The organism is Segetibacter aerophilus, assembly GCF_007991655.1.
GTDB lineage: Bacteria > Bacteroidota > Bacteroidia > Chitinophagales > Chitinophagaceae > Segetibacter > Segetibacter aerophilus.
The window spans coordinates 1-20,874 of sequence record NZ_BJYT01000045.1; the positions used below are offsets into that span (position 1 = coordinate 1).

The 20,874-nt window shown below is 40.7% G+C and carries 22 protein-coding genes; 19 read left to right on the forward strand and 3 right to left on the reverse strand.

Going from position 1 to position 20,874, the window contains the following annotated elements:
• From SAE01_RS23695 to SAE01_RS23720, 6 genes are all read left to right on the forward strand, one after another.
• Positions 1–611 (forward strand): dihydrofolate reductase family protein (locus tag SAE01_RS23695; RefSeq protein WP_218029238.1); only part of this gene is annotated, 611 nt, incomplete at its 5' end.
• Positions 612–808: 197 nt separating this feature from the next.
• Positions 809–1,708, forward strand: coding sequence for a YwqG family protein (locus tag SAE01_RS23700; RefSeq protein WP_147206324.1), 900 nt, complete (start codon positions 809–811; stop codon positions 1,706–1,708).
• A gap of 15 nt (positions 1,709–1,723) precedes the next feature.
• Positions 1,724–2,230, forward strand: a complete 507-nt coding sequence (locus SAE01_RS23705) for a transposase (protein WP_147206325.1) — start codon at positions 1,724–1,726, stop codon at positions 2,228–2,230.
• Between the two features lie 210 nt (positions 2,231–2,440).
• The gene (locus tag SAE01_RS23710; RefSeq protein WP_246113321.1) at positions 2,441–3,805 is read left to right on the forward strand and encodes a BamA/TamA family outer membrane protein; all 1,365 of its coding nucleotides are present in this window, start codon (positions 2,441–2,443) and stop codon (positions 3,803–3,805) included.
• Positions 3,806–4,042: 237 nt separating this feature from the next.
• Positions 4,043–5,869, forward strand: coding sequence for an FAD-dependent oxidoreductase (locus tag SAE01_RS23715; RefSeq protein ID WP_246113322.1), 1,827 nt, complete (start codon positions 4,043–4,045; stop codon positions 5,867–5,869).
• Between the two features lie 116 nt (positions 5,870–5,985).
• Complete coding sequence (locus SAE01_RS23720) at positions 5,986–6,288, forward strand: hypothetical protein (RefSeq protein ID WP_147206326.1); 303 nt, start codon at positions 5,986–5,988, stop codon at positions 6,286–6,288.
• Here the strand turns inward: SAE01_RS23720 and SAE01_RS25125 are convergent.
• Together SAE01_RS25125 and SAE01_RS23725 are read right to left on the reverse strand one after the other, a co-directional pair.
• Positions 6,271–6,405 carry a hypothetical protein gene (locus SAE01_RS25125; RefSeq protein WP_262713393.1) on the reverse strand — a complete coding sequence of 45 codons (135 nt, stop codon included), beginning with the start codon at positions 6,403–6,405 and terminating at the stop codon, positions 6,271–6,273. The two genes, SAE01_RS23720 and SAE01_RS25125, sit on opposite strands and share 18 nt — an antisense overlap.
• 268 nt (positions 6,406–6,673) lie before the next feature.
• Complete coding sequence (locus SAE01_RS23725) at positions 6,674–7,684, reverse strand: zinc metalloprotease (protein WP_147206327.1); 1,011 nt, start codon at positions 7,682–7,684, stop codon at positions 6,674–6,676.
• Between the two features lie 639 nt (positions 7,685–8,323).
• On the opposite strand from SAE01_RS23725, the gene SAE01_RS23730 reads away from it, so the two are divergent.
• From SAE01_RS23730 to SAE01_RS23765, 8 genes are all read left to right on the forward strand, one after another.
• Positions 8,324–8,770, forward strand: coding sequence for a VOC family protein (locus tag SAE01_RS23730; protein WP_147206328.1), 447 nt, complete (start codon positions 8,324–8,326; stop codon positions 8,768–8,770).
• 306 nt (positions 8,771–9,076) lie between these two features.
• Positions 9,077–9,691 (forward strand): TetR/AcrR family transcriptional regulator, encoded by a 615-nt coding sequence (locus tag SAE01_RS23735; protein ID WP_147206329.1) that lies wholly within the window; start codon positions 9,077–9,079, stop codon positions 9,689–9,691.
• Positions 9,692–9,699: 8 nt separating this feature from the next.
• Positions 9,700–10,998, forward strand: a complete 1,299-nt coding sequence (locus SAE01_RS23740; protein WP_246113323.1) for a TolC family protein — start codon at positions 9,700–9,702, stop codon at positions 10,996–10,998.
• Between the two features lie 8 nt (positions 10,999–11,006).
• On the forward strand, positions 11,007–11,972 hold the full coding sequence (locus SAE01_RS23745; protein WP_147206330.1) for an HlyD family secretion protein: 966 nt from the start codon (positions 11,007–11,009) through the stop codon (positions 11,970–11,972).
• On the forward strand, positions 11,950–12,867 hold the full coding sequence (locus tag SAE01_RS23750) for an ABC transporter ATP-binding protein (RefSeq protein ID WP_147206331.1): 918 nt from the start codon (positions 11,950–11,952) through the stop codon (positions 12,865–12,867). The genes SAE01_RS23745 and SAE01_RS23750 overlap by 23 nt, the downstream gene beginning before the upstream one ends.
• Positions 12,867–13,613: an ABC transporter ATP-binding protein gene (locus SAE01_RS23755; protein ID WP_147206332.1), complete on the forward strand. Its 747-nt coding sequence runs from the start codon at positions 12,867–12,869 to the stop codon at positions 13,611–13,613. The genes SAE01_RS23750 and SAE01_RS23755 overlap by 1 nt, the downstream gene beginning before the upstream one ends.
• 140 nt (positions 13,614–13,753) lie before the next feature.
• Positions 13,754–14,860 carry an ABC transporter permease gene (locus SAE01_RS23760; RefSeq protein ID WP_147206333.1) on the forward strand — a complete coding sequence of 369 codons (1,107 nt, stop codon included), beginning with the start codon at positions 13,754–13,756 and terminating at the stop codon, positions 14,858–14,860.
• Positions 14,857–15,975 carry an ABC transporter permease gene (locus tag SAE01_RS23765; protein WP_147206334.1) on the forward strand — a complete coding sequence of 373 codons (1,119 nt, stop codon included), beginning with the start codon at positions 14,857–14,859 and terminating at the stop codon, positions 15,973–15,975. The genes SAE01_RS23760 and SAE01_RS23765 overlap by 4 nt, the downstream gene beginning before the upstream one ends.
• Before the next feature lie 194 nt (positions 15,976–16,169).
• Here SAE01_RS23765 and SAE01_RS23770 read toward each other — a convergent pair whose 3' ends face one another.
• On the reverse strand, positions 16,170–16,388 hold the full coding sequence (locus tag SAE01_RS23770) for an AraC family transcriptional regulator (protein WP_147206335.1): 219 nt from the start codon (positions 16,386–16,388) through the stop codon (positions 16,170–16,172).
• Positions 16,389–16,621: 233 nt separating this feature from the next.
• Between SAE01_RS23770 and SAE01_RS23775 the strand changes: the two genes are divergently transcribed.
• The 5 genes from SAE01_RS23775 to SAE01_RS24870 all read left to right on the forward strand — a co-directional run bounded on the left by SAE01_RS23775 (position 16,622) and on the right by SAE01_RS24870 (position 20,591).
• Positions 16,622–17,950, forward strand: coding sequence for a DEAD/DEAH box helicase family protein (locus tag SAE01_RS23775; protein WP_246113324.1), 1,329 nt, complete (start codon positions 16,622–16,624; stop codon positions 17,948–17,950).
• Between the two features lie 593 nt (positions 17,951–18,543).
• A complete protein-coding gene (locus tag SAE01_RS23780; protein WP_147206336.1) occupies positions 18,544–18,987 on the forward strand; it encodes a helix-turn-helix transcriptional regulator in 444 nt (147 codons plus the stop codon).
• Between the two features lie 2 nt (positions 18,988–18,989).
• Positions 18,990–19,322 (forward strand): HipA N-terminal domain-containing protein, encoded by a 333-nt coding sequence (locus SAE01_RS23785; RefSeq protein WP_147206337.1) that lies wholly within the window; start codon positions 18,990–18,992, stop codon positions 19,320–19,322.
• Positions 19,322–20,275, forward strand: coding sequence for a HipA domain-containing protein (locus tag SAE01_RS23790; protein WP_147206338.1), 954 nt, complete (start codon positions 19,322–19,324; stop codon positions 20,273–20,275). Before SAE01_RS23785 ends, SAE01_RS23790 begins: the two co-directional genes overlap by 1 nt.
• 163 nt (positions 20,276–20,438) lie before the next feature.
• Positions 20,439–20,591, forward strand: a complete 153-nt coding sequence (locus tag SAE01_RS24870; RefSeq protein ID WP_218029239.1) for a hypothetical protein — start codon at positions 20,439–20,441, stop codon at positions 20,589–20,591.
• The last annotated feature ends 283 nt before the right edge of the window (positions 20,592–20,874 follow it).

Here is a 20,874-nt window from a genome sequence, read left to right on the forward strand (position 1 = left end):
GAGCGTGTCGAAGGGTTGATGAACATTTAGCAAGGCTTCGACTAACCTTGTGGCCGGCAACCTATGAACAATCCCGGTATTTTACTAAATTTCGGTCTATGCGTAAACTCATCTTAAATGTGGCTGTTTCCCTGGATGGCTTTATCGAGGGCCCAAAGGGCGAGTATGATTGGTGCTTTACAGACGCTGACTATGGAATGGAGGAATTTCTTGCAAGAACAGACGCGATCTTTTTTGGAAGAAAGAGCTATGAGCTATGGGCGAGTTCCTTCTCGAACATGTGGACCGATAAGAAGCATTATGTGTTTAGTAATACGTTGCAAACTTTACCAACGGAAGCGAGCTTAATCAATGGCGATATTGTACCTATGGTGCAGCAGTTAAAAGCACAAGCAGGAAAAGACATCTGGTTGTTTGGTGGTGCGAGCCTTACCACATCGCTACTGAATGCGGGGCTAATCGACGAATTTCAGTTAGCCGTCCACCCGGTTATTTTGGGAGCAGGAAAACCTTTGTTTACGGGGATCAGCAAAAGAAACTGGTTGAAGCTCGAAAGCTGCAAGCCGTACGAAAACGGGTTGATCATTAACAAGTATTCAATTGTGGTGTAGCAGCGCTTTCATGGCAGCGGCGATCGTTTTCTACTTATACCATTTACCAAATTAAAAGGTTTATAGTGCTACCCGAAGCCCGATAGACCATAGCTTTTTCTACGCCATAAAAATTCTATCGATATGGATTTCATTGTAGTTGAACAAGCTGCTTTTTTATTGTAGCTGCGATTACATAAAATCATTTTTGCCTTATCTTGACTTCCACAACAACAGCCATGGGACTATTTGATTTTTTTAAAAAGAAAGAAAAACAACCAACCGAGAGCACGCCTTCAACAGAAGATTTACTGAAAGAAGTTGAAGTGGTGCCGGGAGTTGTTTTGCCAAAAGCGCTTGCAGCACATTGGAACGAAATTGAGCGAACAAGAGCTCCGTATATTTCAATTAAAGCAACACCAAAAAAACCGCAGTCCGTACAGGAAAGTAGTTTCGGTTATTATCCTTGCCTGCCAAAAGGCTTTCCATATCCTACCGACTCCGATGGCAATTTTATGTATCCTCTTGCACAAATCAACTGCAACAATTTACCTGCTCTCGAAAATTATCCCCGCAGTGGTTACCTGCAATCTTATATTGCTACTAATGATGTTTATGGGCTAAATTTTGATAATCAGCAAGAGCAAAGCACGTTCAGGGTTTTATATTTTACCAACGATGAAGTAAAGGATTATCAAACAGATTTTACTTTTTTAGAAGGGGTGATGAAGTATGAATACTCTCCCATACATAAGCCTCATACATTAGAATTTTCACTGAAGGAAGAATATTTTGGATTGCTCGATGCACGAGCAGAGGACCAGCATTTGTTTAACCTGGAAGAGGTGGCACATAAGTATCCGTCTATTGCTAAAGAGTTGGAGGATTATGTTTGGAACCACTATGAGTCGAACGGTCATAAAATGGGAGGGTACGCTTACTTTACGCAGGAGGACCCGAGGCATAACGAAAATGAAGATTACATTTTATTGTTGCAGATAGATTCGGATAAGGACATTATGTGGGGCGATGTTGGGGTGGCAAATTTTTTCATTCATCCTGATGATCTTGCAACCAAAGATTTTTCGATGGTGATGTACAACTGGGACTGCAGTTAACGCGAATAATTTTTTATGCATCAAACACGATTACCCAACAGGTTGCAAGGTTATGATTACAGTCGCAATGCATTGTATTTTGTAACCTTATGTGTGCATGACAGGGTTGATTGTTTGGGTGAAATAAAAGACGATCAGATGTTTGCAAATGAATATGGAAAAATTGCAGAACAACAGTGGCAATGGCTGGAGCAACAATACCCATACGTCGTTTTACATTCGTTCGTTGTGATGCCAAATCATATTCATGGTATTGTTGAAATTAATGATCACATGGTAGGGACAGGTCGCGACCTGTCCCTACAACAACAACAACGGAAAATCAAATCATTATCTGAATTAATGGGTGCATATAAAACCACGACTTCTAAACAAATACATTTATCGGGATTGACGGTTTTCAAATGGCAACGATCATTTCACGATCACATTATACGAAACGAAGAATCATATGAACGCATCTCAAATTATATTCAAAAGAATCCCAGCAATTGGAAAGGTGACAAATTTTATTCGCGATAAGAAAAGTCAAATACATATTCTATCGATGAACGAAATGCGTCGCAACGATGTACAATCGGAGTTGCTTCAGCTTGTACTCAAAAAAACTTATCTCCTCAATCACAGGTTTCAACTTTATGTAGCCTCTTTTTCTATTCCGGCTAAAGTTGATAGAGACTATAACCTCATGGTTTAATATTTGTACCACCCATACATCTAAACCATTTGGACTTGAAATGTAAAGATGTAGCAAGATCAGGCGAACACAAAAGCGAACGGTTAAAGCAACTTTCTCGAATACTGAGAGCCTTACTGGTGCCGTTATTTCTGTGTATCTATATCAATGCGTCTTCGCAGGTGGAGACACATGTTGATACTTTGAAAACAGACTCGAGTCGCTTTCAAATTCCAAAAACTTCAACTGAAAACCTGAATGAGCAATATGATATTGGTGATTTGGCCACTGACATTTTTCATCCAAACAGGCCGGCTGGTCCGCCTCGTAAAAAATCGGGTATAACCATCATCCCGAATATTGCTTCTAACCCCACGATCGGATCGCAGATTGGGATTAAAGCAGTAGCCGGCAGAAAGCTAGGTACAGACCCGGCTACTTATATGTCGGTTGCTGCTACATCGGCATCGATCACTACCAAAGGCATTATTTATTTTTATGTGAACCACAACATTTTTACCAATGCCAACAAGTGGAACCTGCAAGGCAACCTGGTGGCAGCTAAAACCGTAACACCGGATTTTGGGTTAGGCATTGGCCATGCGGACGGCTCTACTGAAGAAGATAAAGTGCTTACAAACCCGGCTCGTGTAGGTCGTGTACTTCAATCCCTATTTTTCAATTTCAGGGAGAAGCTTTACAAGGAAATTTACAAAAGTGTGTTTGTCGGAGCGGGCGTTTCCTTTGACATCAGGAGTAAAATTCAACAACGTGCAGTAGCGGAAAATGCACTAACGCCTTATAACATTTACAATAACAAATACGGTTTTGATCCGGGTAGTTATATGTCGAATGGCTTACTATTTAGTATTCAATACACCTCGCGCGATAACCAGAACCGCGCTTATAAAGGCATTTACGCAGATGCGGGTATTCGTATGAATCAGACATGGATGGGTAGCACAAAAGGTGCTTTACAACTAACGTCCGATTTTAGAAAATACCTCCGTCTTTCTACCAATCACCCCGAGCATGTCGTAGCCTTTTGGAACTGGGGTTCGTATTTAATCAGCGGCGCACTTCCCTACCTTGAGTTACCGGGAACAGGTAGAGATCCGGGTAGCCGTAGTGGCCGGGGCTATACGGTTGGCTACTTCAAGGGTACGAAGTATAATTATTCGGAAGTAGAATATCGTTTCCCGATTACCCGAAATAAGTTTCTAAGCGGCGTTACTTTCTTTCACCTGCAAACAGCCAACAACGATTTAGGAACTAAGCTTTTTGAACAATGGCAGCCGGGGGGCGGTGGCGGTCTACGTGTGCTGTTTAATAAAGCAACCCGCACCAACCTATGCCTTGATTATGCCTTCGGTAGGTATGGAAGAAAGGGATTTTTCCTGGGTTTGAATGAAGCTTTTTAAGCAGCTTTTCTTCTTTATCAAAAACCTGCATCAAAACATTCATACTGTTATTTTGAATGAATGACGAGTCGATAAGGTAGTTGAAAGAATAAGACTCTTTACCGCAGCAAACCACCAACTCGTTTTCTAATTGATCATCAACTTCTTAATGGCGTCATCCTTATCTTCAACATAGATTGTATCATTTAATCATTGTATTAATAGTGCCGGAGCATTTAAAAAAAGAGAGCCAAACATATGTCTATAGACAGAAGAAAATTTTTAAGAAGCGCGATGTTGTTGCCTGCTATTCCAGCTGCCGGTTCTTCAATTTTTGATTTGCTGGAAAACTGCGTTGAAAAGATTGAAAGCTTTAAGCGTGTTCGTCCGCACGATCCTCTTTGGCCCTCCCTTAAAAGCTGGCAGCAACTAAAGACTGCTGTAAATGGCAACCTCGTTAAAATCGAATCTCCCTTTGTTAGCTGTGCAACGGCTAAGGACAAAACAGCATGCGATGAAGTGTTTAAGAGCCTTAAAAATCCGTATTACATTGGCGATAATCCTGCACTGACCCAAACCTCTGGCTGGCTCGATGCCTGGCAATCTGAACCGAGTGTGTATGCAGTAGCTGCTAAAAGTACCAGCGATGTGGTGGCGGCAGTAAATTTTGCCCGCACGCATAACCTTCGATTGGTAGTGAAGGGTGGGGGACATAGTTACCAGGGCACATCCAACTCTGCCGACTCATTGTTGATCTGGACGAGGGGCATGAACAAGATTGAACTTCATGACAGCTTTGTTGCTGATGGATGCGCGGCAGCACAAACACCAAAGCCGGCTGTAACCATAGAATCTGGTGCGTTGTGGTTACAAGCATATACCGAAGTAACAACCAAGGGTGGACGGTTTGTACAAGGTGGTGGCTGTACGACCGTTGGTGTAGCAGGCTTAATACAAGGCGGTGGTTTCGGCAGTTTCTCAAAATATTATGGCATGGCTGCAGCCGCTTTGCTACAGGCAGAAATTGTGACAGCAGATGGTTCTGTAAAAATTGCCAATGCCTGCACCAATGCTGATTTGTTTTGGGCGTTAAAAGGTGGTGGTGGAGGTAGCTTTGGAGTAGTAACAAAACTTACGTTGCGAACAAGAGAACTGCCGGCAAATTTCGGAGCTGTGTTTGGCAAGATAAAAGCGAATTCAGATGAAAGTTACAAAGCGCTGTTGGGCAAGGTGGTGGAGTTGTATCATGATAAATTATTCAATCCACATTGGGGTGAACAGGTGACGTTCAATGGAAATAATACAGTTGCATTTTCTTTGGTATCGCATGGACTTACGAAAGAAGAGATGACCGAATCATGGCAGCAGTTTGAGGCATGGGTAAAATCTAAAAAGGAATATACTTTCGAAGCGCCGCTAACTATCATCGCACTTCCTGCGCAACGTATGTGGGATGTTGCTTTTCTGAAACAATATGCTCCAAACCTTATTGAAACAGATGAACGTGCAGATGCTCCTGTATCCAATATTTACTGGGGATCAAACAAAGGTGAAGCCGGTCAGTTCATACATGCGTACCGCTCCGCATGGTTACCTGCTTCGTTACTTGAAGAAGGTAATCGCCTTAAACTGGTGGATGCATTATTTGCAGCCAGCCGTCATTGGGCTTTTGCACTGCACTTTAATAAAGGACTTGCAGGCGCACCTCAAGAGGAAATTGCGGCCGCAAAAGAAACTGCTACAAACCCTGAAGTACTAACGGCTTTTGCGTTGGCAATTGTTGCTGGTGAAGGTGAGCCGGCATTTAAAAACATAGCGGGCCACGAACCTGATTTAAAGAATGCACATAGGGCAGCAGAGCAGATTAATAAATCATCCGATGAGTTATTGAAGGTTGCACCGAATGCCGGTTCGTATTTGTCGGAGAGTAATTATTTTGAACCCAATTGGCAAAAATCTTTCTGGGGTTCTAACTATGATAAACTAGCAGCTGTAAAAAAGAAGTATGACCCGGAAGGTTTATTTTTTGTTCATCACGGCGTTGGTAGCGAAGGTTGGAGTGATGATGGTTTTACGAGGCTTTAATAGCTGACGATCAGAGCAAGGTTCAACAGCATCTAAATAATAAGCTTCCGGATTGGATGAGCTATCTTTCGTCCAATAACACCGTTGGTACATTTTGCAATAACTAATACTGCCATATGAATGAATTCAACGAAAAAATAAAGGAGTTGTTTAACCGGATACCCCGGCGGCACACTACCGATAATGTAAAGGAAATGTACAACATACTCGATGCGTATGAAGAACTCCTCATAAGCATGGAGGCAGATAATCGCTACGAGAAGCAGGTTATTCCTTTTTTCGAGTCACTCGACCCTATCAGGGCCACCATCAAGAAGTCAAATGATAACAAAGCTTCTAAGAAAACAAAAGACGTACTTTTTGATGAGGCTTCCGGCGCACTAAAAGACACGATAGAGGAGTTAATGCAACTGAAGTGATCTCCCTTCTTGCTCCCCATTAAAAACAATTGGAAAAAGGTCGAAACCTTCAGTCAGCAGCCTTGCTGCCTTCCGTTTTCCGTTTTCTGCTTTATTGCTGACATAGATAAGTTCCATACTTTGATTGATTTTGCCACGATTTTTTCTAAACCTAAAATGTCCTACCTACAAAGGGAAATAATGGTGAGGAATTTTGGCGAGCCTTGTACCTGTCTTAAGTTATCAAATCGTTGATAAGTTTTATTTCCCGGGCTTTAGGTGTCTAATATAACTAATAGAAAAAGTTCTCTTTGTACAGGACGCGGCTTTAAGTCCTGGTGTAAGTGCAAACATAAAAAAGCCGCCCGGTTATAGGCGGCTTTTAAAGTATGCAGTTGAGTAATAGTTAATCTCCCATTTTAGATCTTGGACCGGAAGCAGTGAAAATCGCCATCATTCTGTCCTTTTGATTAGCAGAAAACATATACATAGCCTTGTCGTCGGTGTAATCCATGTAGTTCATAAACATATCGCCCTTTGACCCATTACTGCAACTTGTGTGGGGATAAGTTGGCGTGCCATAATTTTCAGCTCCTTGGTTGGGTGTATCAGTTACAAGGTCAGAGCCACTGCAGGCGCCATTATCATCACCCCAAATATGGCGTAAGTTCATCCAATGACCTACTTCGTGCGTAGCAGTTCTGCCGAGATCGTAGCTTGTTGTAAACGTACCACCGGGCACTTTTGCCCTACTGCCAAAGGCTTTGTAAAGGATTACTACACCGTCAGTTGAAAGGCTACCACCTGGAAACTGGGCATAACCTAAAAGCCCCTGGCCCAGGTTACACACCCAGATGTTAAGATTCTCAGCGGCATCGATGGCATTATCGCCACCGCGCTTACTATTTTTAACGGCGTCATTCGATGAAAAACTGCTTGTTTTCGTGTATTTATGAATAGCTTGTGCGAGTACAAAACGTACTGGTAATCCCTGTGACCTTACAGCTTGAAAACTGTTTGCCGGAAGTAGGGTCCCATCAGTATTCTTGTTCTGAAAATCTTCATTTAAAACACTAATCTGCGATTGAACCTGTGCATCACTAATATCCTGCGCGGGTGTGTTCCAAAGAACATGCACCACTACGGGAATTTCGATTGTGTCCCCATCAAGTTTGAACGCTTTCGGATTTTCTATAGCTCTTTGTGTAAAGGCTTCTATCTCGCTCATCCTTTGTCTTAATCGCGGATCAGCCCGAAGTTGTTCCTCGAGCACTTCCTGCGAAGCGCAACTTCGATGAGTTATGGCAGCTGTTTCTACTGCTTGTTCTTCTTCTGGCTGTTCAATTTTCGCCTCTTGTTTACTACATGATACGGCAAGGAACAATGTTGCCAACAGGGCTGTGGAGAGTGTTTTCATGATTAGATTAATTTCCTACAAATTATGATTAATAGCAATCCAACCGCTAATCCTGTTAACATTTATTTAAGAGTTTTTCTAAGCGCACATAAAAAAATAACAGACATGCTTCATGCAGAGCAGCTCCTCCCAGCTGCGGCTTTACTATACCTGTTGAAAATCCAATAAAACAATTGACTTCATTGCTTATAGACCCTTGGCAAACTTTATAGCGGTAGAGCACAAAATCATCAATGAAAAGTATGCCTCTCACGACTTACCGGTTTTGGCAATTTTGAAAATCAATTGAAAAATCATTTAAAACAATTGGACGTGAGTTCGTTTTTTGGAAGCCTTGGCATCGGCAATTATTCCCCCGTCAGGGTTTCTGTTTTTTATTTTTGTACTGCTACTTATTTCCTGGTACTTCTTTAGGAAAAAAATGCTTGGGTTGCAACCCAAGCATTGAAAACCGCCATCAAATACAAAAACCACCGCTTTTCTTCGGGCAGTTTAATGATTCGCATGAGGAGAGTGTTAACCTGCTGACGTCCGAGCTGCAGCCGAAAAAGGAGGGTAAGTCAATAGTGGTTACCTCTTTATTTCAATTTTTAATTGTACTAACTTGGTACTTTAAACAATCCCAAAACTATAACTACTATGGCTTCTGTAAATGTGTATTTAAACTTTGACGGTAATTGCGAAGAGGCATTTACTTTTTACAAATCAGTATTCGGAGGTGAGTATGCTTATATTGGAAGGTTTAAAGATATGCCTCCACAAGAAGGTATGCCAGCTATGCCAGCAGAAATGGGTAACCGAATTATGCATGTTTCATTGCCAATTAGTAAAGAAACGATGATAATGGGTAGCGACACCGGCGGAGAATGGGCCAGCAGTTTTAAACAAGGAAATAATTTTGCTATTTCAATCAACGCTTCCAGCAAAGAAGAAGCGGACCGGTTGTTTCATGGATTATCGGAAGGTGGACAAGTGACCATGCCTTTAGCTAACACTTTCTGGGGCGACTACTTCGGCATGTTTACAGACAAATTTGGTATTAACTGGATGACGAGCTATAATGAACAGCAGGCTCAACAAAAATAAAATGTCCCTACTAAAAAAATTAAGAGAAGCGCTGCGATAAAAACTATTTTATGGGTTAGAACGAATGCTTACGACTGTAAGTGTCCAGTGGAAAATTAAATTAAAAATAGAGGCTGACCTTTTGGTGCAGCCTTTATTTTACGTCATATACCCGATCCGGCATACGCTAATCTCGTTAAGTAACCGTTTGTGCAATACTAAAGGGCAAATACCTCTCCTTTTGCTCCACTCATCACAAAAAACGTTTATTGTGTTTTGTAATCTGAATTTTATTTTCTTTCTTTGTTAACCAAACGGTTAAACTAAGTGGATAAGCAGAAGAAAGATCAGACAACAGAAGAAAAAATACTGGAAGCAGCTAAACAAATTTTTCTAACCAAGGGTTTGGATGGCGCACGCATGCAGGATATTGCTGATGAAGCAGGAATCAATAAAGCAATGCTGCATTACTATTTTAGAAGTAAGGATAAATTATTCGAGCAGATTTTTATTGAAGTAGTGGGGCATTTCCTGCCAAAGATTATTGCCATACTTACTTCTGAAAAAACAATATTCGAAAAAATTGAGATTTTTTGCAGCGAATATATCAGCCAGGTAATGCAGGCGCCTTATGTACCCGTTTTTATTTTAAATGAGATAAACAAGCAGCCTGAAGCTTTTCTAAAAAAAGTGTTGGGCGGTAGAGAAATACCGGTTGAGTTGTTTCTAAAACAACTTGAGAAAGAAACAAAAAGTGGAATTATAAGGAAAGTAGATCCGGTTGAATTGTTTATGAATTTGATAGCCCTGTGTGCGTTTCCTTTTGTAGCCCGGCCAATTGTTCAACTGATTACTGGTAAGGATATGAAACAATTTATGACCATGATGGAAGCACGCAAGAAAGAAATTCCGAAGCTGATTATTGATTCAATAAAAAAATAATTTTTTTTATGCATAGGTTAACTAAACGGTTAAATAAGATGGTTAAGGCAGCAATTGTTTTGCCGATTTTATTAGCTACAATTAAATTAAATGGGCAGGATAAAAATCTTTTGTCGTTACAGGATGCTTACAGGTTAGCCGAACAAAATTACCCGGCTATCAGGCAAAAGGGGCTGATTAAGCAGACTGAAGATCTCGCATTGCGAAACCTGGCTACCGGTTATCTGCCACAACTGAATATTACAGGTCAGGCAACTTATCAATCGGATGTTACACGGGTTGATATACCCATACCTAACATTAAAGTTCCTTCACAGAGCAAAGATCAATACCGGTTGGCAGCGGATGTAAGTCAACTGATTTATGACGGAGGTTTAATTAAAGAACAAAAAAATCTGCAGCAATTAAATTCCGCCGTTGAAGAAGGAAGAGTAGAGGTAGAACTCTATGCACTTAGGATGAGGGTCAATCAGATCTATTTAAGTATTCTTTACCAGGACCAGTTGCTGAAACAAAATGAATTGTTTTTAAATGATATCCAAGCTGGCATTAACAAGGTACAGCAGCAGGTAAATAATGGCACTGTCCTTCGCTCTAACCTGCAGGTATTACAAGTGCAGTTGTTACAAACCCAGCAAAGAGCCGCTGAAATAAGGAATACAAAACGTGGGATGACCGACGCCCTTGCCCTGTTTATTAACATGCCTATAAATGAAACTGATCAACTGCAAATGCCAATGTCGCAGTATGTTATTGATACCGTTATCCAACGGCCGGAAGTTAGGCTATACGAAAACCAGGCTAGGTTGTTTGAAGGTCAGCAAAAACTAATTGATGCAAGAAATCAACCTAAAGCAAGTGCTTTTGTACAGGGAGGTTATGGGCGACCGGGTTTGAATTTGCTTTCAAATAAGCTGGATCCATTCTATGTAACCGGAGTTAGGCTTAACTGGTCGCTCGGTGGCTTTTACAATGCTAAAAGAGAACGGAGTTTATTAGAGATAAGCAGGCAAACGATAGGCATACAAAAAGAAACGTTTTTGCTTAATACCCAATCTCAACTAAAACAACAACAAGCCGAAATTGCCAGGTTTGCAGAGCTTGTAGCATCCGATCAATCGATTATAGAATTGCGAAGCAAGATAAAGGAAGCGGCAAAAGCGCAGTTGGAAAATGCAGTGATAACAGCCAACGATTACCTGCGTGAAATAATTGCAGAAGATGCGGCAAGGCAGGCATTGGCTACACATCAATTGCAATTATTACAAGCTCAAATAAACTATCAACTAACAAGCGGAAAATTATAAATGTTTTTATGAAAAAGATCGTCAATCTATTATTCATATCAGTGCTCGCCTTTGCCTGTAATTCTAAAAAAGAGGTGTTCGATGCATCGGGAAGTTTTGAAGCGGACGAGGTTATTGTATCGTCTGAGCTAAGCGGTCAGATACTAACCTTTAATGTAAATGAAGGTGATTCATTAGCAGCCGGCCAGGCAGTAGGTACTATAGACGCAGATAACCTGGGCCTGCAAAAAGAGCAGGTTGAAGCGTCGATACAATCCTTGTCGCAAAAGACGGTAAATGTTGCTCCGCAGCTACAATTACTGCGCGACCAGATTAATGTACAACAAGCGCAATTGGCCAACCTGTTACACGAAAGAGACCGTACACAGCGATTGGTAAACGCAGATGCCGCCACGGGTAAACAGTTAGATGATATAACTGCACAGATTGATGTAGTGCGCAAGCAAATAGCGGTAACGCAACAGCAAATCAATGTTCAAAAAACAGCTTCGGCTTCACAAAACCGCAGCATCCTAAGTGAGGGTAAGCCATTACAAAAACGGGCGGCGCAATTAGAGCAGCAAATGTCTAAATCAAAAATCATTAATCCTGTTACCGGCACTGTTCTTACCAGGTACGCAGAGCAAGGCGAAGTGACATCGCCCGGTAAGGCAATGTACAAAATTGCCGATCTGTCTACCCTTACCCTGCGAGCTTATGTAACAGGCCCTCAGTTATCGCAAATCAAGTTAAACCAGCCGGTGGAAGTATTAATAGACAACAGTCCGAAGGACTACAAAACCTATAGTGGTACTATAACGTGGATTTCACCAAAAGCTGAATTCACACCTAAAACAATACAAACTAAAGAAGAGAGAGCCAACCTTGTTTATGCTGTAAAAATTAAAGTAAGGAATGATGGCTACCTTAAAATAGGCATGTTTGGTGAAGTACGTTTTAAAAACAGCAACGATGTCAGCAGTATCGGTAAATAAGCTTACGAAGCTATATCACACAAAAAAGGAAAGAGTCAAAGCAGTTGAAGAAGTTTCTTTTGAAGTATCGAAGGGGGAACTTTTCGGCATCATCGGACCTGATGGCGCTGGTAAAACTTCATTGTTTCGTATGCTTACTACTTTACTGTTACCCGATGGCGGTTCTGCTACCGTTGATGGTTCCGATATAGTTAAAGACGTAAAAGCTATCAGAAAAAAAGTGGGTTATATGCCCGGCCGTTTTTCACTCTACCAGGATTTAACGGTTCAGGAGAATCTTGATTTTTTTGCTACGATTTTCAATACTACCGTAATTGAAAACTACGATTTAATCAAAGACATCTATGTGCAGATAGAACCATTTAAAACAAGAAGAGCAGGTAAGTTATCGGGTGGGATGAAACAAAAACTAGCGCTTTGCTGCGCACTTATTCATCGGCCGGTTGTTTTGTTTCTAGATGAACCGACAACAGGAGTTGACGCTGTATCAAGAAAAGAATTTTGGGATATGTTGAAGCGGCTAAAAGACCAGGCGATAACCATATTAGTCTCTACCCCTTATATGGATGAAGCAGCATTGTGCGATAGGGTGGCGCTTATGCAAACCGGAAGGATTTTGTCAACAGGTACTCCAACAAGTATTATAAGCTCATTTGCCAGCAACCTGTTTACGGTAAAGGCCGAAAAGATGTACCCATTGTTGTGCGACCTGGAGGCATGGGATGGAGCCAGGGACAGTTATTCATTCGGCGAGTTTCATCATGTTATTTTAAATGCTCAATACGACGTTGGGCAACTTCGCACCTATCTAGATAGCAAAGCTCATTCTAATGTTGAAATTCATACAACTCAACCCAACATTGAAGATTGCTTTATGCAATTAATGCAGAACTAATGGAAGCAGAAAACATTATAACTACAGAAGAATTAACCAAGCGGTTTGCGGGCTTTACAGCAGTGGATGCTATATCATTTAATGTAAAAAAGGGTGAAATATTTGGTTTTCTCGGCGCTAACGGAGCTGGAAAAACTACCGCCATGAGAATGTTGTGCGGGCTTTCAAAACCAACCTCCGGAAAGGCAACCATAGCAGGAGCCGATGTATATAAGCAAACAGAACAAATAAAGAAAAGTATTGGTTACATGAGCCAGAAGTTTTCGCTGTATGAAGACTTAACCGTTAAAGAGAATATCAGGTTTTATGGAGGTATTTATGGCAAGACCAATGCGTTTATAAAAGAGAAGACGGCGTTCCTGTTACATCAACTAAATATTGAAAATGAAGCCGACAAACTGGTTGCTTCCCTGCCTTTGGGATGGAAACAAAAGCTGGCCTTTTCTGTCGCAATATTTCACGAACCGCAAATTGTTTTTTTAGATGAGCCTACGGGTGGTGTCGACCCTGTTACACGAAGAGAATTCTGGAACCTCATATACCAGGCATCGGAAAGAGGCATCACCATATTCGTAACAACACATTATATGGATGAGGCAGAATACTGTAACCGGGTATCGATTATGGTTGATGGAAAAATAGAAGCATTAGACACGCCACGTGGATTAAAGGAAACATACAACGCAACAACAATGGATGACGTGTTTCTGCAGCTTGCAAGAAAGGCAACGAGAGCGGATGTCTGAACTGGAACGTGTGGGATTTATGGGATGTCTAGGAAGAGGATGTACAATGCTATTTGCGTCTTAGTACTCCAAAAAAGTCCCGCTGTGTTACTCTGTGCCATTGTGCTTCTGGGGTCCAAAAAATAAAATCACTTGAAAGAATGAAACAGTTCATCTCGTTTGTAAAAAAAGAATTCTATCACATATTGAGAGACCGGAGAACGCTCTTTATTCTTCTCGGTATGCCTATTGTCCAGATAATCATCTTCGGCTTTGCACTAACCAACGAAGTTAAAAATGCAAAGTTTGCGATCCTGGATCAATCCGGAGATATTGCGACAAGACAAATTACAGACGAGCTGGATGCAAGTCGATATTTTGATCTTGCCTCATCTCTAAAGAATTACGAAGAAATTGAACACCTGTTCCGCCAGGGTAAAGTGAAGTTGGTGGTGGTGTTTCCTCCCTCTTTCAACAGCGATCTTCAACACTTTAATAGCGCGCAGATACAGTTGGTAGCTGATGCTTCAGACCCCAATACTGCTACCACGTTAACCGGGTACGCTACCACTATTATTAAAGATTACCAGTTGCGGTTATTGCACGATAAAAAGCTGCCTTACACGATCAATACAACAGCAAGAATGTTGTATAATTCCCAGTTAAAAGGCGCATATAGTTTTGTTCCCGGAGTGATGGCGATGGTACTGATGCTTGTATGTACTATGATGACAGCAATAACGATTGTGCGTGAAAAAGAAACAGGTACTATGGAGATAATGCTGGTTTCGCCCATTCAACCATTGAAAATTATTATTGCAAAGGCGGTTCCCTACCTGCTGTTATCCATAATTAATATTGCCAGTATTTTATTGTTGAGTGTATTTGTACTCGACGTGCCGATTAAAGGAAATCTTTTGCTGCTGATAAGTGAAGGAATACTCTTTACACTCACTTGTTTGTCGTTTGGTCTACTCATTTCATCTGTCACAGAATCCCAACAAACTGCTATGTTCATTTCTTTGGTCGGGATGTTTTTACCCACGGTTATGCTTAGCGGCTTTATGTTTCCTATCGAAAACATGCCGTTACCATTAAGAATTATATCCAGGGCAGTTCCAGCTAAATGGTTTTATGATATTGTGAAGTCGGTAATGATAAAAGGATTGAGCTTTCAATATGTGGCTAAAGAAACAATCATACTTGCAGGTATGACTGTATTTCTATTGGCTCTAAGTATTAAGAAATTTAAAACCAGGCTTGCATGAGAACGCTCCAATTTTTACTACAGAAAGAGTTCAGGCAAATTTTCCGTGATCCTGCTATACTTCGAATCATCTTTGTAATGCCCATGATGCAACTGCTTATATTACCGTGGGCAGCAGACTACGAAGTAAAGAATATTAAGCTGGTCGTAGTAGATCATGACCATAGTGATTATTCCAGACAATTTGTTTCTAAAGTAACCGCCTCCGGCTACTTTTTATTAAATACTTATACATCGTCTTATAGCGAAGCGTCGCAGCAAATAGCAGATGATAAAGCCGACATTGCAGTTGAGATACCTGCCCGTTTCGAGAAAGATTTGGTAAAGGAAAGTGAAGCGCCTGTGTTTCTTGCTGTGAATGCCGTCAATGGGGTAAAGGCGGTACTTGGCGCAGCTTATCTGCAAAGCATTATCCAGGATTTTAATAATGGTATTCGGGCAAAATGGATCCAGATGCCGCGGCTTTCACCTGAACCAAATATTGAAGTGGTTTCTTCCAACTGGTATAACCCGTTAATGAACTACAAGTGGTTCATGGTGCCAGGCATATTAGTGGTACTTGTAACTATGGTAGGTTCGTTCCTCGCATCGCTGAATATTGTAAAAGAAAAAGAAATAGGTACCATTGAACAGATAAACGTAACGCCAATAAAAAAGTATCACTTTATCCTTGGAAAGCTCATTCCATTTTGGGTGTTAGGTCTTATCATCTTAACTATCGGGCTACTTATTTCCTATGTTGCTTATGGAATTGTGCCTGCTGGTAGCTTCTTTACCATTTATGTTTTTGCAGCTGCCTATTTGCTGGCTGTGCTTGGTTTGGGTTTACTGGTATCAACGTTTTGCAGTACTCAGCAACAGGCAATGCTTATTTCATTTTTTTTAATGATGATTTTCATACTGCTGGGCGGCCTTTATACACCAATTGAAAGCATGCCAACGTGGGCACAATGGATCACCCGCTTCAATCCGGTAACCTACTTCATCCACGTAATGCGGTTCGTTATATTGAAAGGAAGTTCGCTGGCCGACATTCTTCCCCAACTTTGCATCATACTCATCTTTGCATTTGTACTCAACAGTTGGGCGGTAATTAATTACAGGAAGAGGGCTTAGTCGCAGCCTTTCTAAAAATTTACGGAATTATTAGAAGGATTACTTAAAAAGATTTTAGAATTTAATTACCGGGAGTGCAGAAGATAACATCGTCTTTAAAAGTAAAAATTTAAGAATGACGTTTTTTAAAAGCGGAGCGATTGTCACCGTTACCTTTTTAAAGACCTTATTAAAGTGTAACAGGCTTTCAAAGCCTACTGATAGTAAGCGTTTGAAGCTCTAACATCTTTTAGTACAAACATCCTTACCTGCCCAAATCGGTACTGGTTCACAAAATCTGTAAATGTCATTTTTGGTTGCTTCTTAAAACACCGGCAGAAGGCTGAAGTGTTTAAGTGTACTCTTGATGCAGCAGCATTTACATCCGGATCGCTATCGTAGTTAGCATGAATATATTGGTAAACAGAATCCATCCTGATCTTGTCATTCAGAAACAATTTTATGCTGGTATCTTTCTCATTGAGTTCTGTTACTTCTTTTGAAACTGATAATGGCTGAAGGACTTCTAAGAGATGGCCTTAATCTGAGACGCCACTTGTCCACCTCTCACATAAATATGTGGTTTTGTACTAAAAGAATTATGCTTATACAATTCGGTTAGATAATATTTATTAATCTCCTTATATTCATTGTTTAAGTCTAACCATTGACCTTCAACCAAAACCCTGAACAGCTTGTCCGCGACCAGATCGACAAGATGCTACAAGCATCCGGTTGGTTAGTGCAATCTAAAAAGCAATTCAATCTTGCTGCTGGTGTTGGAGTCGCTCGCGAATATCAAACCAATGTCGGTCCTGCTGATTATATGCTCTTCGTAAATAAGAAACCTGTTGGCGTTATTGAAGCTAAGCGTGAGGAGGAAGGCATCCACTTAACAGTGCACGAAGATCAGACAGAAGGTTATGCAAAGGCAAAGCTGAGATTGATAGATAATGAACCCTTACACTTTGCTTATGAAAGCACAGGGGAAGTAACCCGCTTTACTGACTATCACGATCCTAAGCCTCGCTCACGTCCGGTGTTTACTTTCCATCGTCCTGAAACTTTTAAAAACTGGTTGCAGGAAGGTAAGTCGTTAAGAACAAAGTTTCTTGAACTGCCTGCATTACCACTTACCGGCCTCAGGGATTGCCAGGTAGAAGCCATCACCAATCTTGAAAAATCGTTCAAACAGTTTAAGCCAAAAGCACTGGTGCAGATGGCTACCGGTAGTGGTAAAACATTTACTGCCATAACAAGCATTTATCGCCTGCTAAAGTTTACCAAAGCCAAACGCATCTTGTTCCTCGTTGATACAAAGAACTTAGGCGAACAGGCAGAACAGGAATTTAGACGATATGTACCTCAAGACGATAATCGCCTCTTTCCTGAATTATATGGTGTAACACGCTTGACAAGTTCCTTTATTCCCGGTGATAGCCAGGTTTATATTAGTACCATACAACGATTGTATTCTATATTAAAAGGTATAGAGATGGATGAAAGAGACGAAGAAGAAAATCCTGCAGAAAAATCATTTACAAAGAAAGAGCCTCTGCCTGTTGTGTACAACCAAAAAGTACCAATGGAGTTTTTTGATTTTGTGGTAATTGATGAATGCCACCGCAGCATATACAACCTATGGAAACAGGTGTTGGATTATTTCGATGCTTTCCAGGTTGGCTTAACTGCTACACCCGATAACAGAACCTTTGGTTATTTCAATCAAAACCTTGTGTGCGATTATGGTTACCAGAAAGCCGTGCAGGATGGAGTACTGGTACCTTATAATGTATTTGAAATAGAAACAAAGATCACGAAGGAAGGGGCTAAGATAGCCATGGGTGAATATGTAGGCAAACGTGAAAAACTAACCCGCAAACAATTCTGGCAAACAGCCGATGAAGACTTAACCTACACACAAAAACAATTGGACAGGGATGTAGTAAACCCCCCTCACAACTCCCCTAAAAAAGAAAAAAGCCCTGAGAGCTAATGCTATCAAGGCTTTTAAAATTAAAGGGTGGGCCCACTAGGTCCATGAACTTCTTCTGAAAGCCTTGCTGCTATTGAGTTTCAGCTTTTAAATTTTAATTAGGTTACCGAATTTTGATCGTCAGAAATCAAACCCTGCCAAATCTTGGCAAAGATAATTTTTGCCCCCATACACCGGTGCGTTTTGCATGAATTTATTTTGAATTAGGGACCCTTCATGAATGAGTGAGATTTCGCAACAGGTCGTTGGGGATTTGATAAACATAGAAGCGTCACCGCGATATCTTTTGAGGTTTGAGAAAAAATTCTGAAAAGAGAGCCAGGAACAGATTCTTGGGTTGTTAACTCAAGAATTTAGAAAACTGCATCGGGAAAAGATATTCGAGTTGCCATCCAAAGAATTGAAAACCGCGTTAGCAAAAAAGGAACAGGAACATTGAAAAGCGGTCATGTATGTACAGGTGACGAACCAGTTATTTAGAACCAAATAATAGTTATACCTGCGAAGGTATAATCGTCGTTAATAAAAGATCATTATACCTTATTGGGTATACTATTAATAGTTTTAGTATTTTTATACCTAATAGGGTATAAATGCAAACCAATAGTAAGGGAAATATTGCCAATTTTGTGCGGTATTCCCGCAGTAGACTAAAGATGACTCAGGTAGACCTTTCCGAGAAAGCTGGAGTGGGGCTTAGATTTATCAGGGAATTGGAGCAGGGCAAGCAAACACTACGGGTAGATAAAGTAAACCAGGTGCTTCAACTTTTCGGCTATACACTATCCCCCTCGCCTATCAGAAAGATCGACCCCTATGAAATTCTACTACAATATCTAAATAAGAGTGTCCGAATTCAATTTAAAAATAAAACAGAATTGACTGGTTTTATTGTCGAGGCTATTACTGAAGGAATGGAGGTCAAAGCATGGAAGTTTCTTTCTGGCAATAATTACCTGAAATACCAAAAATCAAAAGATCAGGAACTGGTAAAGGTCATCAATCATTCGGATTTACAAAACATCGGAAACGTGTAAATATGAGACGTAGCGGAAGAGTATTATTTAAGAATAAACATGCCGGCATTGTATGGCAGGATGAAGATGGCTACGGTTTCAGATATGATGAAGAATATTTGAAATTGCCAATTGCATCACCAATTAGTTTGACCTTGCCATTAAGACAAGCCTCATATGTAAGCAATACAATGCTTCCTTTTTTTGATGGCCTTATTCCTGAAGGTTGGTTGCTTGACATAACAGTAAAGAACTGGAAAGTAAATCCAAATGACCGGATGGAATTATTATTAGTTGCCTGTAAAGATTGCATCGGGGCAGTAGGGGTGGAACCAATAGAAAACGAAGAAGAATAATGCAGGAAAACCGTTGTTTATATTGTTATCAGCCTTTACAGGAAGTTGGCAAAGACTTCCATGAAAAGTGTAGCCGAAAATTTTTCGGCACACCTATCCTACCTGCTTTAGATTATAATGGCGAACAAATGCAGGAGCTGGCAAAAGAAATTGTTCGCAGAAGTGTTTCAGTGACAGGAGTTCAACCAAAGCTTTCCCTAACAATAGAAAAACAACCTGGTGATCCAAAACATTCGAGGTTAACGATTGTAGGGCTGTGGGGAGACTATATTCTTAAACCTCCTTCCCTCGAGTTTCAGCATTTGCCGGAGAATGAAGATGTAACCATGAATCTAGCAAAGCTGTTTGGGATACAAACAGCAGAGCATAGTTTAATAAAACTTCAATCAGGTGAACTAGCCTATATCACAAAACGGTTTGATAGAATCAAAGGGGAAAAGCTTGCAGTAGAAGATATGTGCCAGTTAACAGAAACGTTGACTAATGATAAATACCGGGGATCTATGGAAAAGATAGGTAAGCAGATTGCGAAATTCTCCTCAAGACCAGGATTAGATCTGCTGACTTTTTTTGAAGTGGCTCTGTTTTCTTTTATTACAGGCAATGCTGATATGCACCTAAAAAACTTTTCGCTCCTTACCACTCCTGAAAATGAAATCCATTTTTCACCAGCTTATGACATGCTCTGTACTAGGATACCAATGCCGGATGATAAGGAGGAAATGGCGCTTACTATAAATGCTAAAAAGCGAAAATTAAAAAAGGCAGATTTTGATGAGCTTGCTTTCCGTTTGAAGATCTCGGAAAAGACAGTTCAGAATGTATACGCAAAGTTTTCAAGGAAGTTGAAGGATGTGATGGCATTCATTGATATTTCGTTTCTGCCTGTCGATATGAAGGAGGAATATAAAAAGATAATAGAGGAAAATGCAGGTAGAATAAGCATTATTTAATTATTACCATCCTCCGTCTGCCAACCGGTATCTTTTACGCCAACGGCCTAAAAGCAAACCGTATCCTTTTCGACAACAAACCCAGCAGCAAGACCCGTGGACAAAAGAGATCTCGTTCTACGACTACCGCAATAACATTCACCATACCCTCAAAAAGAACCCAATGAAGCTGAGTGACCTGCAGGAGTTTATTTCCTATTATAATTCTTCAAACAGGTTTAAGCGGGTTGAAACTTTCATGCTATTGATAATCCTGAAGGCAGGTGGAGGAAGTTCAGCTATGATGAGATTGTTGCCCGTGATAAAACATCTTTAGACATCACTTGGCTAAAAGATAAATCACTTGCTGACTTGGATAACCTTCCGAACCCTGATGTATTGGCGGAGGAGATTGCGGAGAATTTGGAGAGTGCGTTGGGGAGTTTTACGGAGGTGTTGAGGCAGTTGAAGCGGTTTATGAATTAGGAGTTGCTATATTGCTTTATCGGTATTTTCAACTTCAAATCTCGAATTGTCTTTCGGTTTTAAAAACGTCAGCAGGTAATAGACAGCACTTAATACAACAAGAAAAATAGACATGCCTATTGCTTCTTTGCCGC

Bases quoted from the DNA above. Each gene is read 5' to 3' on its own strand.
- SAE01_RS23705 (WP_147206325.1), top strand. From the start codon at position 1,724: ATGCATCAAACACGATTACCCAACAGGTTGCAAGGTTATGATTACAGT.
- SAE01_RS23715 (WP_246113322.1), top strand. From the start codon at position 4,043: ATGTCTATAGACAGAAGAAAATTTTTAAGAAGCGCGATGTTGTTGCCT.
- SAE01_RS23720 (WP_147206326.1), top strand. From the start codon at position 5,986: ATGAATGAATTCAACGAAAAAATAAAGGAGTTGTTTAACCGGATACCC.
- SAE01_RS25125 (WP_262713393.1), bottom strand. From the start codon at position 6,405: ATGGAACTTATCTATGTCAGCAATAAAGCAGAAAACGGAAAACGGAAG.
- SAE01_RS23725 (WP_147206327.1), bottom strand. From the start codon at position 7,684: ATGAAAACACTCTCCACAGCCCTGTTGGCAACATTGTTCCTTGCCGTA.
- SAE01_RS23730 (WP_147206328.1), top strand. From the start codon at position 8,324: ATGGCTTCTGTAAATGTGTATTTAAACTTTGACGGTAATTGCGAAGAG.
- SAE01_RS23740 (WP_246113323.1), top strand. From the start codon at position 9,700: ATGCATAGGTTAACTAAACGGTTAAATAAGATGGTTAAGGCAGCAATT.
- SAE01_RS23745 (WP_147206330.1), top strand. From the start codon at position 11,007: ATGAAAAAGATCGTCAATCTATTATTCATATCAGTGCTCGCCTTTGCC.
- SAE01_RS23750 (WP_147206331.1), top strand. From the start codon at position 11,950: ATGTCAGCAGTATCGGTAAATAAGCTTACGAAGCTATATCACACAAAA.
- SAE01_RS23755 (WP_147206332.1), top strand. From the start codon at position 12,867: ATGGAAGCAGAAAACATTATAACTACAGAAGAATTAACCAAGCGGTTT.
- SAE01_RS23760 (WP_147206333.1), top strand. From the start codon at position 13,754: ATGAAACAGTTCATCTCGTTTGTAAAAAAAGAATTCTATCACATATTG.
- SAE01_RS23765 (WP_147206334.1), top strand. From the start codon at position 14,857: ATGAGAACGCTCCAATTTTTACTACAGAAAGAGTTCAGGCAAATTTTC.
- SAE01_RS23770 (WP_147206335.1), bottom strand. From the start codon at position 16,388: ATGGATTCTGTTTACCAATATATTCATGCTAACTACGATAGCGATCCG.
- SAE01_RS23780 (WP_147206336.1), top strand. From the start codon at position 18,544: ATGCAAACCAATAGTAAGGGAAATATTGCCAATTTTGTGCGGTATTCC.
- SAE01_RS23785 (WP_147206337.1), top strand. From the start codon at position 18,990: ATGAGACGTAGCGGAAGAGTATTATTTAAGAATAAACATGCCGGCATT.
- SAE01_RS23790 (WP_147206338.1), top strand. From the start codon at position 19,322: ATGCAGGAAAACCGTTGTTTATATTGTTATCAGCCTTTACAGGAAGTT.
- SAE01_RS24870 (WP_218029239.1), top strand. From the start codon at position 20,439: ATGAAGCTGAGTGACCTGCAGGAGTTTATTTCCTATTATAATTCTTCA.